At 71.5% G+C, this 14,813-nt stretch carries 9 protein-coding genes and 1 pseudogene; 1 reads left to right on the top strand and 9 read right to left on the bottom strand.

Features of this window, described 5'->3' with window-relative positions; genetic code table 11:
* Positions 1 to 65 precede the first annotated feature (65 nt).
* From ASF21_RS07300 to ASF21_RS07290, 3 genes are read right to left on the bottom strand one after another with little or no spacing between them, the layout of a single operon-like run.
* Positions 66 to 3,545: an ATP-dependent helicase gene (locus ASF21_RS07300; RefSeq protein ID WP_157365765.1), complete on the bottom strand. Its 3,480-nt coding sequence runs from the start codon at positions 3,543 to 3,545 to the stop codon at positions 66 to 68.
* The gene (locus ASF21_RS07295) at positions 3,542 to 6,907 is read right to left on the bottom strand and encodes an ATP-dependent helicase (RefSeq protein WP_082471301.1); all 3,366 of its coding nucleotides are present in this window, start codon (positions 6,905 to 6,907) and stop codon (positions 3,542 to 3,544) included. Before ASF21_RS07295 ends, ASF21_RS07300 begins: the two co-directional genes overlap by 4 nt.
* A 57-nt stretch (positions 6,908 to 6,964) precedes the next feature.
* The gene (locus ASF21_RS07290; protein WP_200914779.1) at positions 6,965 to 7,420 is read right to left on the bottom strand and encodes an MGMT family protein; all 456 of its coding nucleotides are present in this window, start codon (positions 7,418 to 7,420) and stop codon (positions 6,965 to 6,967) included.
* 73 nt (positions 7,421 to 7,493) lie between these two features.
* Here ASF21_RS07290 and ASF21_RS07285 point away from each other — a divergent pair.
* Positions 7,494 to 8,189: pseudogene (locus tag ASF21_RS07285) on the top strand (3'-5' exonuclease); the annotation flags it as partial.
* Between the two features lie 372 nt (positions 8,190 to 8,561).
* Here the strand turns inward: ASF21_RS07285 and hemL are convergent.
* Genes hemL through hemQ form a run of 6 tightly spaced genes read right to left on the bottom strand, consistent with a single transcriptional unit; the run spans position 8,562 to position 14,807 of the window.
* Entirely contained in the window at positions 8,562 to 9,896 is a 1,335-nt protein-coding gene (gene hemL / locus ASF21_RS07280) for a glutamate-1-semialdehyde 2,1-aminomutase (RefSeq protein ID WP_055768632.1), read from the bottom strand.
* Between the two features lie 10 nt (positions 9,897 to 9,906).
* Positions 9,907 to 10,893, bottom strand: coding sequence for a porphobilinogen synthase (gene hemB, locus ASF21_RS07275; protein WP_055768629.1), 987 nt, complete (start codon positions 10,891 to 10,893; stop codon positions 9,907 to 9,909).
* On the bottom strand, positions 10,890 to 11,873 hold the full coding sequence (locus ASF21_RS07270) for a uroporphyrinogen-III synthase (RefSeq protein ID WP_055768626.1): 984 nt from the start codon (positions 11,871 to 11,873) through the stop codon (positions 10,890 to 10,892). The genes hemB and ASF21_RS07270 overlap by 4 nt, the downstream gene beginning before the upstream one ends.
* 32 nt (positions 11,874 to 11,905) lie before the next feature.
* Positions 11,906 to 12,871: a hydroxymethylbilane synthase gene (gene hemC, locus ASF21_RS07265; RefSeq protein WP_055769334.1), complete on the bottom strand. Its 966-nt coding sequence runs from the start codon at positions 12,869 to 12,871 to the stop codon at positions 11,906 to 11,908.
* A 14-nt stretch (positions 12,872 to 12,885) separates the two neighbouring features.
* Complete coding sequence (locus ASF21_RS07260; protein ID WP_055769332.1) at positions 12,886 to 14,040, bottom strand: ferrochelatase; 1,155 nt, start codon at positions 14,038 to 14,040, stop codon at positions 12,886 to 12,888.
* Between the two features lie 47 nt (positions 14,041 to 14,087).
* Positions 14,088 to 14,807: a hydrogen peroxide-dependent heme synthase gene (gene hemQ / locus ASF21_RS07255; protein WP_082471300.1), complete on the bottom strand. Its 720-nt coding sequence runs from the start codon at positions 14,805 to 14,807 to the stop codon at positions 14,088 to 14,090.
* Positions 14,808 to 14,813 lie beyond the last annotated feature (6 nt).

The following is a 14,813-nucleotide window of genomic DNA, read 5'->3' as shown; positions in this document are numbered from 1 at the left end:
CGCCTCTCCGACCCGACGCGGAGGGCGACGCCGCCCCCGCACGTCACCCTCCGCCGAACCGGCGCTCATCCCGCTGCATCGGCGGCGAGCGTCGCCGTCGTGATGATGCGCTCGAGGTCGGCGGCGTCGGCCAGGTCATGGGGCCGCACCACCAGGTTGTCCGCCACATAGAAGAAGGCGGCGCGTACCGTGTCGAGGGGCACGTCCTTCAGCCGTGACCACGCGAGACGATAGACGGCCAGCTGGACGGCCTTAGCCGCGCGCCGGTCCGGAGCGGGCGGACGGCCGGTCTTCCAGTCGATCAGGTCCCAGCCGCCGTCGGCATCCCGGAACACGGCATCGATGCGTCCGCGCACCACGATGCCGCCGATCTTCGTCTCGATCGGAGCCTCGATGGCGGCAGGTTCACGCAACGCCCACTCCGACCGTTCGAACACCGCCGCCATGTCCTGGAGCCCGAGCGTCTCGTCCACGTGGGCATCGGCGCCGCCAGGATACTCTCCGAGGTCGAGCATGCCGCCGGACCCGTAGAACTCCTCGATCCACGCGTGGAACGCGGTACCCTTCCGGGCCGCCGATCCGGGCCGTCGCGGGAGCGGCCGTCGAAGATGCTGCAGGACGGCTTCCGGATCCTCCCGGAGTTCGACGAGCGTGGACGCCGAGATGTGCGAAGGAAGTCCGAGGGGCGTCCGCTCCCGTTCACGGGCCTGCCGAGCGAGCGCGAGCCTCACTTCCCGCCCCCACCGCCCGCCGTCGACATCGACGTCGAGGGTCGGCAGTGCCGTCTGCTCGAGGACGGCCCGTGCAGCTCCTTCCAGGTTCCGGCGCCTGGGTCCGAGCGGATCGACGGGCCAGGCCGCGCGTTCCGGACGAGCGTTGGCAGGGTTGGCGTCACCTTCCTCGCCCTCTGCGAGCCAGGACGGCGTCGAGAATCCGGGTGCATCGGAATCAGCCAGGGCGACAAGATCGGTCAGGTAGGGCGATGGACCGGAAGGCTTGGACCGCCCCCCGCCCCAGGCGGACGACGTGCAGACGAGAGCGTGCTTCGCGCGTGTGAAGGCCACGTAGGCGAGGCGCCGCTCTTCCCGCTCCGCGTGGGCCCGGGCCTCGTCGGTGAACTGCTGCTCGCTGACCAGCCACTCCTTCTGGTCCGGCTGCTCCCAGTCCCACTGCGGCAACTCGGGAGCGTCTCCGCGCAGGGTCCAGGGAATGGCGGAGTCACCGCTGCTCCATCGGGAGTCCTTGCCGCTTGGGAAAGACTTCCCGTTCAGTCCGGGCACGAAGACGACGTCCCACTCGAGGCCCTTCGAGGCGTGGACGGTCAGCAGCTGCACGGCGTCCCGGCTGGCTTCGAGCTGCGTGACGGGCAGCCCGTCCTCCTCCTGGTCGGCAGCCTCGAGCCAGGCGAGGAAGGCCGGAAGATCGACCCGCTCGGCGCTGGACACGAAACCGGCGACGGCCTCCGTGAAGGCGTCGAGGTTGCGGCGGGCTTCGTGGATGCTGACGCCCGGCTTCGCGGCGACCTCGATGTCGAGCAGGATGGTGCGTTCCACCTCCCCGATCAGGCTGCCCAGATCATCGCCGACGAAGCCACGGAGGGTCCGCAGTTCCTTCCTCAGCACATCGAGCCGACGACGAGCGGTGTCGCTGAGGGAGCGTCCCGACGAAGACACCCAGTCCGACGGCGGAAGGTAGTCGACCGCTTCGACGAGGCTCCCCGCCTCGGCGAGATCGGGAGCCACGACGGCGTCCCGGCTCTGGTCCTCGTCCAGCTCCGCCGCCGAGATGCCTCCCCGACGAAACATCGCCTCCCGCGTCCGCGCGAGTTGCCGTGACCAGTCGCCCAGCGCCATCAGGTCCGCCGGACCGAGCCGCCACCGGGCTCCGGCGAGGAGCCGGAGCATCGAATCCGAGCGGTCGGGATCGCCGAGCACCCGCAGGGTGGCCAGCAGATCCACGATCTCCGGTGTGCGCAGCAGCCCGCCGAGACCCACGACCTGCACCGGGATGCCTTCCCGCTCCAGTTCCCGCCGGATCGGATCGAACTGCTTGCGGCCCCTGCAGAGCACCGCCATCGTGGGTCGGAGTGCCGTACCGTCGTCGCCCGTCTCGAAGGACCGTCGACGCTGCCGCAGCACTTCGCGGGCGATCGCTTCGGCCTCGCTGAGCGGCTGTCCGGCGGAACCGGACAGGGCCCCGGTGCCGGTGCCCGGCCCGGGAACCGCCTCGGGTGCGGAGTCCGCAGGGATCGGCGCGTCGGTGCGGAACCGCCCGAGGGTGACCTCGCCGAGGGGGGCGTCCGGCCTGGCGACCAGGCCCGGCACCTGCTGGACCGAGGAGCTGCGCAGCCACGGAGCAGGGACGTTGAGGGGTGCGGACACCGTGTTGGCGGCCTCGAGGATCGACGTCGAATTGCGCCAGGCCACCGACAGGTGGGCCACCGGTGACGGCGCCCGGCCCTCCGGTGCGACGACGGGGAAGGCCGTTCGGAACGTTGCGAGCTGGCCCGCCGACGCGCCCCTGAAGCCGTAGATCGACTGGTGCGGATCACCGACGGCGGTGACCGAACGGCCATCGGCGAACAACCGGGAGAACAGCACCATCTGGGCGTGCGAGGTGTCCTGGAACTCGTCGAGCAGGACGACCCGATACTTCTCACGCTCCATCCGTCCAGCCTCCGGGATGTCCTGCGCGATCCGCGCGGCGAGGGAGACGAGGTCGCCGAAGTCGAGCTGGCGGCGTGCGAGCTTCGCGGCAGCGTAGCGCTCCACCAGCTCGGTGACGGTGATCCGGGTACGCAGCTTGTTCAGGAGGTCGTGCACCTTCTGGGTCGCGGGCCGGGCCGCCCCCGCGACGTAGGACTGGGCGGCCACAAGGTCGATGTGCCGACGCAGCTCGGCACGGACGGTCGCGGGGCTGACCAGGTGTTCCGCGCACTCACCCGCCATGTCGAGGACCGCCTTCACGAGGGTGCTCTTCGCGGCGGTGAAATGCTCCCACTCGCCGTCGAAGGCCTCGACCACGGAGGAGGCCAGCTGCCAGGACTGCGCAGTCCCCAGCATCACGGAGTCCCGCTCGATGCCGATCCGCAGACCGTAGTCCTGCACGATGCCGTTCGCGAAGGAGTGGTAGGTCGAGATGGTGGGGTCGAGCCGGTCGAGGAGGTCGCTGCCGACGGAGGTGCCGTCGTCCGGGCGCGAGGCGTAGAGCTGCGCCAGGCGCTGTCGGACACGGGAGGCGAGTTCGCCGGCGGCTTTGCGCGTGAAGGTCACCCCGAGGGTCTGCTCGGGGCGCACCAGGTCGTTGGCGACGAGCCAGACCACCCTGTCCGCCATGGTCTTGGTCTTCCCCGACCCGGCGCCGGCGATGACCAGCATGGGTTCCAGTGGCGCTTCGATGACGCGTGCCTGGTCTTCCGTGGGGTACTGCACGGGAGCATCGGGATCGGAGTGGAGCAGTTCCGCGAGGCGGCGGGCCGAATAGCGCCGACGGGCCGGGCCCGGCTCGGCCGGACGGGACGAGCCGTCACCGGCGATGCCCGTCACTGCGTCACCTGCTTGCCCTCTTCGCACAGCGGACACACCTCGGGGAGCCGGCAACCGCTGCCGCCGAACCCCGACCGCCGCGGGTCGTGGACCGCCTCGAAGGAGGCGGCAGCCATCAGGGCCGCTGCATCCCCGATCATGGTCCGCGCCCAGGCGTCGTCCGGCCCGACCGCGGGCTGGTCCTGCACCGACACGTTCTTCGCGGTGGTTCCCAGCTGCACCAGCGACGCCCCTCCGGGAAGGCTCGCCATCGGATCGGCGCGCCCCGCTCCGTCCTCGGCCGCTCCCGCGACCGCACCCTGTCCTTCGAGCCCGGCGTCGGATCCTGCTGACTCCCCACCCGACAGATCATCCGACGGATCACCCGACAGTGCGCCGGAAGCGACAGCCGTCTGGTAAGCCGCGAGCTGCGGATGGCGGGCGATGTCCCCTCCTGCGGGCGCGCTCTTGCCCGTCTTCAGGTCCACGACGACGAAACGCCCTTCCGCATCGAGCTCCAGCCGGTCGATCTGCCCACGGAGCCGTGCGACCCGCGCCGCGCCCGCGACCTCGACCTCCAGGTCCACCGAGAAGTCCACCTCGGTGGCGCGCAAGGACCTGCCGTCCTTCCGCATCGCCAGCACATAGGCGGCGAGCTTCCGCACCATGCCCTCGGCGCGGCGGAAATCCGCCTGTCCCTCCCACGTGTCCTTGATGCCGAGCTGGGGCCAGCGACGTTCGAGCTCCCGGACGTATTCGCTGCCGGTGGCGTCCGGCAGGTCCTGCGCGATCTGGTGCACGAGCGTTCCGAGCGAACGGGCGAAGTCGGTGGTGCGTTCGCCGCCGGCCGCCGAGACGAACCAGCTCAGCGGAGAGGCCAGCACGGACTCGACCTTCGACGGCGAGACGGGGATGGGCTGTTCCGGCGGAACCACGGGTTCGCTCGTGCTCAGGCCCAGCACCCCCCACCACTGGTCCGGATGCGCGCCGGGAACGGGCGGCTCGAGGGTCGCCATGCGTCCGAGGTGCCGGACCGCTTCTCGCGTGAGCACGCCGGCCACCTGCGGATCCTGCGCGAAGGTGCGCAGCTCCGCGACGAGGGCCCGGAGCGTCAGCGGCCTGAGGACCTGCGTGCGGGCCCTCTCGGTGACACCGGCCGGCAAGGGGTCCACGACGTCGAGGAACGGCGACGGTTGCTCGTCCTGAGACGCCACGGCGCAGCAGATCAGTTCTTCGGTGGCGCGCGAGACGGCCAGCGAGAAGGTCCGCAGCTCGTCGAAGCGGATGTCCTGCAGCAGTGACACCGGGTCGCGGGTACTGCGGAAGGTCTCGCCGTGGTCCAGGAGGGCGCGCAACTCCCCCGAACCCAGGAGCTCCCCGCGCAGGCGGAGATTGGGCCAGACGCCGTCCTGCACCCCACCGACGATCACCATGGGCCAGTGGCGGCCGGCAGCACTCGCCGGTGTCAGCACGGAGACGGACGCCTGCCGCTTGGTGCGCTGGGCCAGGGTGTCCATGGGGATGTCCTGGCTCAGGATGTAGTCGAGGAAGAGTTCGGGATCGGCGCCCGGCATCTGCTCGACGAAGCGTTCGGCCGTGTGGAAGAGGGCCATCATGGCGTCCAGGTCGCGGTCGGCCCGGGTGGACGACGGGCCCTCCGCCAGGGCTGCCCCCGACCACTGCTGGGCGAGACCCGACGCCGACCACAGTGCCCACAGGACGGTCTCCGGGTCGCGCCCGGCATCCGCGGCGGCGGACCTGCCGGCCTCCAGCATCCGGTGCAGGCGTCGCACCGGCGCACCCTCCGCCGGGAGCGCGGCGATCTCCTCCGGCGACGAGAAGAGGGCCGTGAGCAGTTCGTCGCTCGTCCGGCCCCCGCCCAGCTGCAGCTCGGTCCGCCGCAGGATCTGACGGAGCCGTCGGAGGTCGAGGCTGCCGGCTCCCCCGATCCTCGAGGTCAGCAGGGAGATGCAGAGCTCGGTGTCGAGCTCCGCGCGCCCCACCACGACGGCATAGAGATCGAGCAGGGGCCGGACCGCGGGTTCCTCCCTGATGGCGGTCTCCGCGGCCGGGACGTTCACCGCGATCCCCTGCGCCGACAGGAAGCGCTGCACTGCGGAGACCTGCGCGCCGTTGCGGACGATCACCGCGATGTCATCGAGGCTGCGCTCCCCGAACAGGTGTGCCTCGAGGATCCGCTGCGTGATGAAGCGCTGTTCGTGGAACGCGCTGTCGAGGACATGAGCGGAGGCCACGCCCGCACCGGGGATCCCCGCGACGGGGTCTCCCGCGGGTGCGGGCTCGACATCCGCCGCGGGCAGGGACCGGTAGGCCGTGCTCACTCCGGTGGTCGCGATGCGGGATGCCACCTTCTCCCAGGCCCGGGCGAGACCGCCCGACAGCGTCAGCGACCCGGGCAGCAGCACCGTCGAGAAGCGATCGCGCCGACCGAAGAGGCCGGACAGCCGGCCCGCGAGTTCGGGCCGGGCTCCACGAAAGCCCTGCGCCACGGTGTCCGGGCAGGAGGTGATGACGACGTCGTTCCCTGCCCCGATGAGCCCGAGGAGCGCGTGGACCGCGGGGTTGGCCTCCTGGTAGTCGTCCACGAGGACGAGCTGCAGGCGGGCCCGCTCCTGATCGAGGAACGTGGGGTCGGTCTCGAGGATCTCCCGCGCTGCGGTGAGGATGCCCGCCGGATCGAAGGCCTCCGGCATACGGAGGTCGAGGACGTCCCGGTACTCACGGTAGAGGAAGGCGGCGGCCACCCAGTCGGGGCGGTCGAAGCGCTCTCCCCAGGCAGCCAGGTCCTCGGCAGGTACGCCGTACTCGCTCACGCGGTCGAACAGGTCGCGGATCTCCTGGCGGAACCCACGGGTCGGCAGGGCGAGGGAGAGGTCGGACGGCCAGACGAGCCGCGGCGCGCCCGCCCGGTCATGGCCGGAGAGGAGCTCCTTGATGATGAGATCCTGCTCGGCGCCCGAGAGGAGCCTCGGCGGCCGCGTGATGAGCGGCGTCCGGCCCTCCGCCCTCGCCCGACGGATGAGGTCGAAGGCATAGGAGGACCACGTGCGCGCGGGAGCCGTGCTGATGCTCCGGTCGAGTTTCGCGGTCAGGTCATCCCTCAACCTCGTGGCGGCAGCCCGTGTGGGACCGAGCAGCAGCAGACCGTCGGGATCGAGGACGCCGGCTTCGATCCGGCGTACCGCGAGATCGGTCAGCAGCGTCGACCGGCCGCTGCCCGGAGCACCGAGGACGAGGACCTGGCCGGCGTGGTCCTGCAGCGAGGCGAGCACACCCTCGTACCCGTCCCTGAGCCCGTCGTCACGGTGGGGACGGCCGCCGGTCGCGGGTGCGGGCGGTCCTTCGTGGAGCGTGCTGGTCATGGTTCAAGACCATCACATCCCACGGACAATCAGGCGTACCGCAACGGGTGTCCTGCGCTACGGCGCGGGACGGCTCACGGACGCGCCGAGACGGGCCAGGGCGTCCTGCTGGGCGGGGGACGGCCACCAGCGCGCCTCCGCGAGGACCACCCTGTAGTCGTCCTCGTCCACGGGGTCCGCAGGTACGGCCAGGGCAGTGCCCTCGTCGTCGTACCTGGACCGTGCCTCCCGCGCGAGGCCCTGGGCAGGACGACCGCCGGCCCGCAGCACGCGCCACCACGGCACGTCCCGGGCGGCGAGAGAGAGGGCCCGTCCCACCTGCCGCGGCCCTCCGCAGGCCAGCAGTTCGGCGATGTCGCCGTAGGTGAGCACCTTCCCCGGAGGGATCATCGCCGTCACGTCGAGGACCGCCCCGGCGTAGCCTGCGGGATCGGCCCGCGCCATCGGCCGAGACCCCGCGGCGGCCTCTCGCGGGCCCGGCGGCTGCCGGCGGCCGTCTGCTCGTGGTCGCATGGGCTCAACCCTAGACCGGCGGGCAGCGGAGCGGCGCACCGATTTGGTCGGACCCCGCGACTACGGTGATGCCATGACGAGCTGGCACACGGCGCCGAGGGCGGCCTTCGACCTGGAGACGACCGGACGGGATCCCCTGTCGGCACGCATCGTCACGGCGACCATCATCGTCGTCGACGGCGCGGGAACGGTACTGGAGCATCACGAGTGGCTGGCCGATCCGGGTATCGAGATCCCGGCGGGCGCGGCGGCGATCCACGGCATCACCACGGACCACGCCCGCTCGCTCGGCCTGGACGCCGGCGCGGTGGTCGGCGGCATCGCCGCGGTCCTCGCGCGCCTGTTCGCCGCGGACATCCCGGTCCTGGCCTACAACGCCCGCTACGACTTCACCGTGCTCGCCGAGGAGGGACGCCGGCACGGCATCGCCGTACCGGTGCCCTCGCCCGTGATCGATCCCTTCATCATGGACAAGCAGGCCGACCGGTACCGGCGGGGCAAGCGGACGCTGACGGCACTGTGCGAGCACTACGGCGTGCGCTTCGACAACGCCCACACATCCGCCGCGGATGTTTTGGCGACCCTGCGGGTCGGTGACATCCTCGCCGACCGGTTCCCGTTCCTCCAGCGTCCGGCGCGGGAACTGCACAGCGCGCTCGTCGTGTGGGCCGACCGCCAAGCGGCCAGTTTCGAGGAGTACCTGCGCCGGACCGAGCCCGACACCGTGATCGAACGGGCCTGGCCCGTCGTGCCCCGCGAGCAGGACACGCGACGGCCGGAACACTCCGTCGACCTCCGAGCGGAGCGGGTGGACGACGCGACACGGACCTCCGCTGCCGGCGCATCCGGCGGACCCGCACCCGCGGGAGCGGTCGAGGTCCTGCCCGCGGGAGCGGTCGAGGTCCTCCCCGCAGGCGCGGGACCGACGGCGACCGCCGGCGCGGCCGGTCCCGACATCGCCCGCTCCGGCATCGAGTCCGGCATCGAGTCCGGCATTGAGTCCGGCGTCGGATCCGGCGTCGGGAAAGTCCACGACGCGTCCGGCACGATGCCGGCGACAGAAGCCGTCCCCGTACCGCAGGCCGCCGCCGTCGCCTGATGTGCGCCGATCGGCGGGCGGCCCGGCGTCAGCCGGTCAGGCTCAATCGCTCGGGACGGCTTCCGCGGCGGCCTTCGCCGCCGCCGGCAGCGCCGCATGGATGCGCTCCATCGCGGCGTCGTCGTGGGCTGCGGAGAGGAACCAGGCCTCGTAGACCGACGGCGGGAGGTAGACGCCCGAGTCGAGCATGGAATGGAAGAACGGGCCGTAGCGGAAGCCCTCCTGGCCCTGCGCATCGGCGTAGTTGCGGACACCGTGCTCGGCGGTGCCGAAGGCCACGCTGAAGAGGTTGCCGGCACGCTGGATGGAGTGGTCCACCCCGGCCCTCGTCAGCTCGGCGGACAGGGCGTCGCTCACCTCGAGCGACCGTGCGTCGACGTGGCGGTAGACGTCGTCCGTCGCTGCGGTGAGGGTGGCGACACCGGCCGCCATGGCGATGGGGTTCCCCGAGAGCGTTCCGGCCTGGTAGACAGGCCCGATCGGTGCGAGGTAGTTCATCACGTCGGCGCGACCGCCCAGGGCCGCCGCCGGGATCCCGCCGCCGATGACCTTGCCGAAGGTGAGGAGATCCGGGGTCCACGGGTGCTCGGCGTCGTCGGCCCCGCCGGTCAGCTTCCAGTAGCCGCCCGGGTGCGTCCGGAATCCGGTCATCACCTCGTCGACGATGAACAGGGCGCCGTGCTCGGTGGTGATCCGGCTGAGGAAGGCGTTGAAGCCGGGAGCAGGAGTCACGACACCCATGTTCGCCGGTGCGGCTTCGGTGATGACGGCGGCGATGTGCTCGCCGTGCGTGCGGAAGGCCTCCTCGACGGCTTCGACGTCGTTGTAGGGCAGCACGAGCGTCTCCGCCGTCGTGGCCTCCGTGACGCCTGCGGAACCGGGCAGCGCCAGCGTGGCGACGCCGGAACCCGCGGCGGCGAGCAGGCTGTCCACGTGGCCGTGGTAGCAGCCCGCGAACTTGACGATCAGGGTACGGGACGTGAAGCCGCGCGCCAGCCGGACGGCCGTCATGGTCGCCTCGGTGCCGGTCGACACCATCCGCAGGAGCTCGACGGCGGGCACCCGTTCCTTGACGAGCTGCGCCAGGTCCGCCTCTGCGGGCGTCGATGCGCCGAACGTCAGACCGTGGTCGACGGCGCGGTGCACGGCGGCGATGACCTCCGGGTGGGAGTGCCCGAGGAGCGCCGGGCCCCAGGAACAGACGAGGTCGACGTACTGCGTGCCGTCGGCGTCGGTGACGTAGGCGCCGTGCGCATCGACGAGGAAGCGGGGGGTGCCGCCGACCGATCCGAAGGCCCGGACCGGCGAATTGACGCCGCCGGGCATGAGGTGGCGGGCACGCTCGTAGAGGGAGTCCGAGGTCGTGGACGTCGTCATGGTGGGTTCCTTAGCTGTGGGATTCGTCGAGCCAGAGCGCGAGCTCCGAGGCCCAGTAGGTGAGGATCATCTGCGCACCGGCACGCTTGATGCCGAGGACGGACTCCTCGATGGCGCGGCGGCGGTCGATCCAGCCGTTCGCCGCGGCGGCCTCGATCATCGCGTACTCACCGGAGATCTGGTACGCGGCGACGGGCACGGGTGACATGGCCGCGACATCCGCGAGGATGTCCAGATAGCTCATGGCCGGCTTGACCATCACCATGTCCGCACCCTCCTCGATGTCGAGTTCGACCTCGAGGAGGGCCTCGCGCCGGTTGGCGGCGTCCATCTGATAGGTCCGGCGATCGCCGGTGAGCTGCGAGTCGACCGCTTCGCGGAACGGACCGTAGAACGCCGAGGCGTACTTCGCCGCGTAGGCGAGCACCACGGTGTCCTGGTGTCCCGCCTCGTCGAGCGCCTGCCGGATGACGGCGACCTGCCCGTCCATCATCCCGGACGGCCCGAGGACGTGCGCCCCCGCGTTCGCCTGCTCGACGGCCATCTGCGCGTACAGCTCCAGCGTGGCATCGTTGTCGACCGATCCGTCACCCGCGACGACGCCGCAGTGGCCGTGGTCGGTGAATTCGTCGAGGCAGACGTCGCTCATCACGACGAGCGCATCGCCGACCTCGGCCCGGACGTCGGCGATCGCCCGGTTGAGGACGCCGTCGGGGTCGATGCCGGCGCTGCCGGTCGCATCCCGGTGTTCGGGGATGCCGAAGAGCATGATGCCGCCGACCCCGCGCTGCACCGCCTCGGCCGCCGCGCGCTTGAGCGACTCCGTGGTGTGCTGGACGACGCCGGGCATCGACAGGATGGGAGAGGGCTCCGTGAGTCCTTCGCGGATGAAGGCGGGCAGGATCAGCTCGGACGGGTGGACGCGGTATTCGGCGACCATGCGGCGGAGCGCCGGCGTGGAGCGCAGCCGGCGCGGTCGGTGCTGGGGGAAGCTCATGGCTGGTCTCCGATCGGTGGTGCTGAGGTGGGTGCTGAGGTGGGTGCTGAGGTGGGTGCTGAGGTGGGTGCTGAGGTGGGTGCTGAGGTGGGTGCTGAGGTGGGTTCGGGTGGTGGTTCTGGAGCGGGTCCTGCGGGCGGTGCCGTCGACCCGGACACCGGCCGTCCCGATGGCAGGGTCACCGGTTCGGTCCCGAAAGCTTCCAGGACCGCCGCCCTGATCGCGGACGGGGTGGGTCCGGTCGCCGTCGCCCCCGGTTCCCAGCCCTGCCCGCGCAGTGCTGCCGCGGTCGTCGGACCGATCGCGACGGGGTGGAACGCCAACGGCCCGGCGGCCAGCCTTTCACGAAACTGCTGCACCGTGCTCGGCGCGGTGAAGACGACGGCGGGCTGGACACCGGCGGTCGCCAGCCCGACGACGTCGACCGGGACCAGCAGCGGCGGCGGAACTCCGTCCTGGACGACGCCGGGGACGCGCCGGGACGGGTGCGCCGGATACGGGACCGTGCGGTAGGCCTCGATCCGCTCGACCCGCCAGCCCAGGCCGGTGAGGCCCGCCCGGAGGTCGTCGGGTGCGAGGTCTGCCTGCGGCAGGAGGATCCGCTCGTGCCCTCGCCCGATGGCGCGGAGCAGGCCCGCGGAGGTCGCGTCGCCGGGTACCAGGTCGACGGCGACACCCGCGTCCTCGAGCAGGCGTGCGGTCGCCGAACCGACGGCCGCGACCCTGGTCCCACCCGCCGCTGCCGCGAGGCCCGCCGTATGGGCCCGGCCGATAGCATCGAGCGCCTGGACGGTGTTGCCGCTCGTCACCACGAGCCACCGGTACTCCCCCCGAGCCAGGGCCGTGAGCCCCTTCAGGACGGCGTCGACATCCCCCGGGAGCTCGGTCTCCGTGAGCGGCAACGCGAAGACGGACAGCGCCGCCGCCCGGAGCGCATCGGCGATGCGGACCGCCCGTGCAGGATGGCGGAGGACGATCACGCTCCTCGCCGCCGGGCCGCCGACCACGCGGGTCAGCTGCTCAGGGGTGCGATATCGGCGGCGCCGGCAGCGAGCAGTTCCTCGGCGAGCTCCACCCCGAGCCGCGCGGCGGCCACCGCGTCCGTTGCGGGAGCCGATCGCGTCACGCGGAGGATCGCCCGGCCGTCGAGGCTGCACACCACCGCCTCGAGCGCGAGTTCCTCGCCCTGCAGCCGGGCGAGGGCACCGATCGGAGCGGCGCAGCCGGCCTCGAGCTGCAGCAGGACGGCCCGCTCCGCCGTCACGGCCAGGCGCGTGGGTAGGTGGTCGTAGGCGGCCAGGGCCTCACGCATCCCGGGGGTGGCCTCGGCCTCGCGGCACTCGACGGCCAGCGCTCCCTGTCCGGGTGCTGGAAGCATCACGGCGGGATCGATCAGTTCGGTGATCGCGTCGTCACGGCCGAGCCGCTTGAGGCCGGCAGCGGCGAGGACGACGGCGTCGAGATCACCCGGCGCGCCGATCACGAGTCCCGCGACGCGTCCGAGGCGCGTGTCGACGTTCCCGCGGATGTCGACGACGTCCAGGCCCGGCCGCGCGGCACGGAGCTGGGCCGCTCGGCGGGGCGACCCGGTCCCCACGCGCGCACCGTCCGGCAGGGTCGCGAGCGTCAGTCCGTCACGGGCGCAGAGGGCGTCACGGACGTCCTCCCGCTCCGGGACGGACGCCACGGTGAGGCCCGGAGCAGGCAGGGTGGGCAGGTCCTTGAGCGAGTGGACCGCGATGTCGCAGCGCTCCTCGAGCAGCGCGTCACGCAGCGCCGCGACGAACACACCCGTACCGCCGATCTGCGACAGCGACCCCCGGAGGACATCCCCTTCCGTGCGGATGCGCACCAGTTCGTACGGCAGGGCTGCGAGGTCGGCCACGCGCTCGGCCACCGTCGTCGTCTGGGTCATCGCGAGTGCGCTGCCCCTGGTCCCCACCCGGATGGCGCCGGTCGCCCCGGCCTGCGTGTCCATGGTTCCCGCCGACATCACATACCGGGGTTGGGCAGCGGCGTCCCCACGGTGGAGTCGACGGAGGCGATGGTCGGCTTCTCCCCGCGCCGGTTCGCGCAGCAGTTCGGCCGGCAGACGTCGTACCAGGGGCCGAGCGCGGTGGCGGACGGACGGTCGGCGATGTTGTTGTCGATCGTCCGCTCGAGGATGAGGTCGACCAGGCCGGCGACGAACGTGGCGTGCGTGCCGGGGGTCGGGACGCGGTCCGCCACGATACCGAGCTCGCCGCACGTCTCCAGCGCCTCGGTGTCGAGGTCCCAGGCCACCTCCATGTGGTCGGAGACGAAACCGAGCGGCACGATCACGACGCCGCGGGTGCCGCCCTCGTAGCGGTCACGCAGGGCATCGCTGATGTCGGGCTCGAGCCACGGGATGTGCGGGGCACCGGACCTGGACTGGTAGACGAGCGACCAGTCGACACCGGCGGCCTCGGGGATGCGGTCGAGGACGGCCTGCGCTGTCGCGAGGTGCTGGGCCACGTAGGCGCCCTCCTCGTGGGCGGGCCCGCCGTCGCCGTTCCGCGGCCCGGCGGCCTCGGCGTCACCCATGGGGATCGAGTGGGTGGAGAACATGATGTGCACGGGGGCGTCAGGCGTGCCCTGCTCCGCGAGACCTGCACGGACCGTGGCGAGTCCCCCGGTGACACCTTCCACGAACGGCTCGACGAAGCCCGGGTGGTCGAAGTACTGGCGCACCTTGTCCACCTCGAGGCGTCCCTCGAGGCCGGTCTTCACGAGTGCCATCCCGAGGTCCTCGCGGTACTGGCGGCAGCTGGAGTAGCAGGAGTAGGCGCTCGTGGTGACGGCGAGCACCTTGCGGTGTCCGGCGTCGTACGCCTCCTGCAGGGTGTCGGCGATGAACGGCTCCCAGTTGCGGTTCCCCCAGAAGACCGGCAGGTCGATGCCGCGGTTGCGCAGCTCGGCCTCCATCGCCGCGCGGAGGGCGCGGTTCTGGCTGTTGATGGGGCTGACGCCACCGAAGGCCCGGTAGTGGTGCGAGACCTCCTCGAGCCGCTCGTCGGGGATGCCGCGGCCGCGGGTGACGTTGCGCAGGAACGGGATGACGTCGTCCTGGCCCTCGGGTCCGCCGAAGGAGGCGAGCACGACGGCGTCGTACGCCTTCGGCGCCATGCGGCCGTTCTCGTCGACTCCGTCGAGGGGGTTGAATGCCTGTGTCGTCACTGGAGCACCTCTGCAATCTCGTCGTGGTTGATCCGCCGGCCGGTGTAGAACGGCACTTCCTCGCGCACGTGGCGGCGTGCTTCGGTCTCCCGCAGGTATCGCATCAGGTCGACGAGGTCGACGAGGTCCGGAGCCTCGAGTGCCAGGATCCATTCGTAGTCGTTGAGGGCGAAGGATGACACGGTGTTGGAGATGACCTGGGGATACTTCCGGCCCTTCAGCCCGTGATCCATGAGCATCTCCCGGCGCTCGTCGGTGGGCAGGATGTACCACTCGTAGGAGCGGACGAAGGGGTACACGCAGACCCACTCCGCCGGAGCCACCCCGCGGGAGAACGCCGGGCTGTGGGACTTCGAGAACTCGGCGTCGCGGTGCACGCCCATGGCGGACCACACCATGGTGGTCTCGGCGAACATCTCGGTCCTCCTGAGCCTGCGGACCGCCATCTGGAGGTCCTCGGGGCGGGGCCCGTGCAGCCAGACCATGACGTCGGCGTCGGCCCGCATCGCGGAGACGTCGTAGAAGCCACGGAGCACCACGCCGTCCTGCTCGAAGGAGGCGACGACCTCGTCGAGCGTGTGGGCACCGGAATCGGTCGTCGCGGAACCCCGCTTGAAGACCGTCCAGAGCGTGTAGAACAGCTCACCGGGGGCTTCGGCGCCCTCTCCGGTCTGCTGTGGAGCGTGGGCGGGGTTGCTACCGTTCGGCTCAGTCATGGTACT

The organism is Arthrobacter sp. Leaf234 (genome assembly GCF_001422665.1).
Lineage (GTDB): Bacteria > Actinomycetota > Actinomycetes > Actinomycetales > Micrococcaceae > Arthrobacter_D.
The sequence above is the reverse complement of the archived record's forward strand: the minus strand, read 5'-3'. Positions and strand labels throughout refer to the sequence as shown.

Coding starts and splice junctions, on each gene's coding strand:
- ASF21_RS07295 (WP_082471301.1), bottom strand. CDS start 6,907: ATGACCAGCACGCTCCACGAAGGACCGCCCGCACCCGCGACCGGCGGC.
- ASF21_RS07290 (WP_200914779.1), bottom strand. CDS start 7,420: ATGCGACCACGAGCAGACGGCCGCCGGCAGCCGCCGGGCCCGCGAGAG.
- hemL (WP_055768632.1), bottom strand. CDS start 9,896: ATGACGACGTCCACGACCTCGGACTCCCTCTACGAGCGTGCCCGCCAC.
- hemB (WP_055768629.1), bottom strand. CDS start 10,893: ATGAGCTTCCCCCAGCACCGACCGCGCCGGCTGCGCTCCACGCCGGCG.
- hemC (WP_055769334.1), bottom strand. CDS start 12,871: ATGGACACGCAGGCCGGGGCGACCGGCGCCATCCGGGTGGGGACCAGG.
- ASF21_RS07260 (WP_055769332.1), bottom strand. CDS start 14,040: ATGGCGCCGAAGGCGTACGACGCCGTCGTGCTCGCCTCCTTCGGCGGA.
- hemQ (WP_082471300.1), bottom strand. CDS start 14,807: ATGACTGAGCCGAACGGTAGCAACCCCGCCCACGCTCCACAGCAGACC.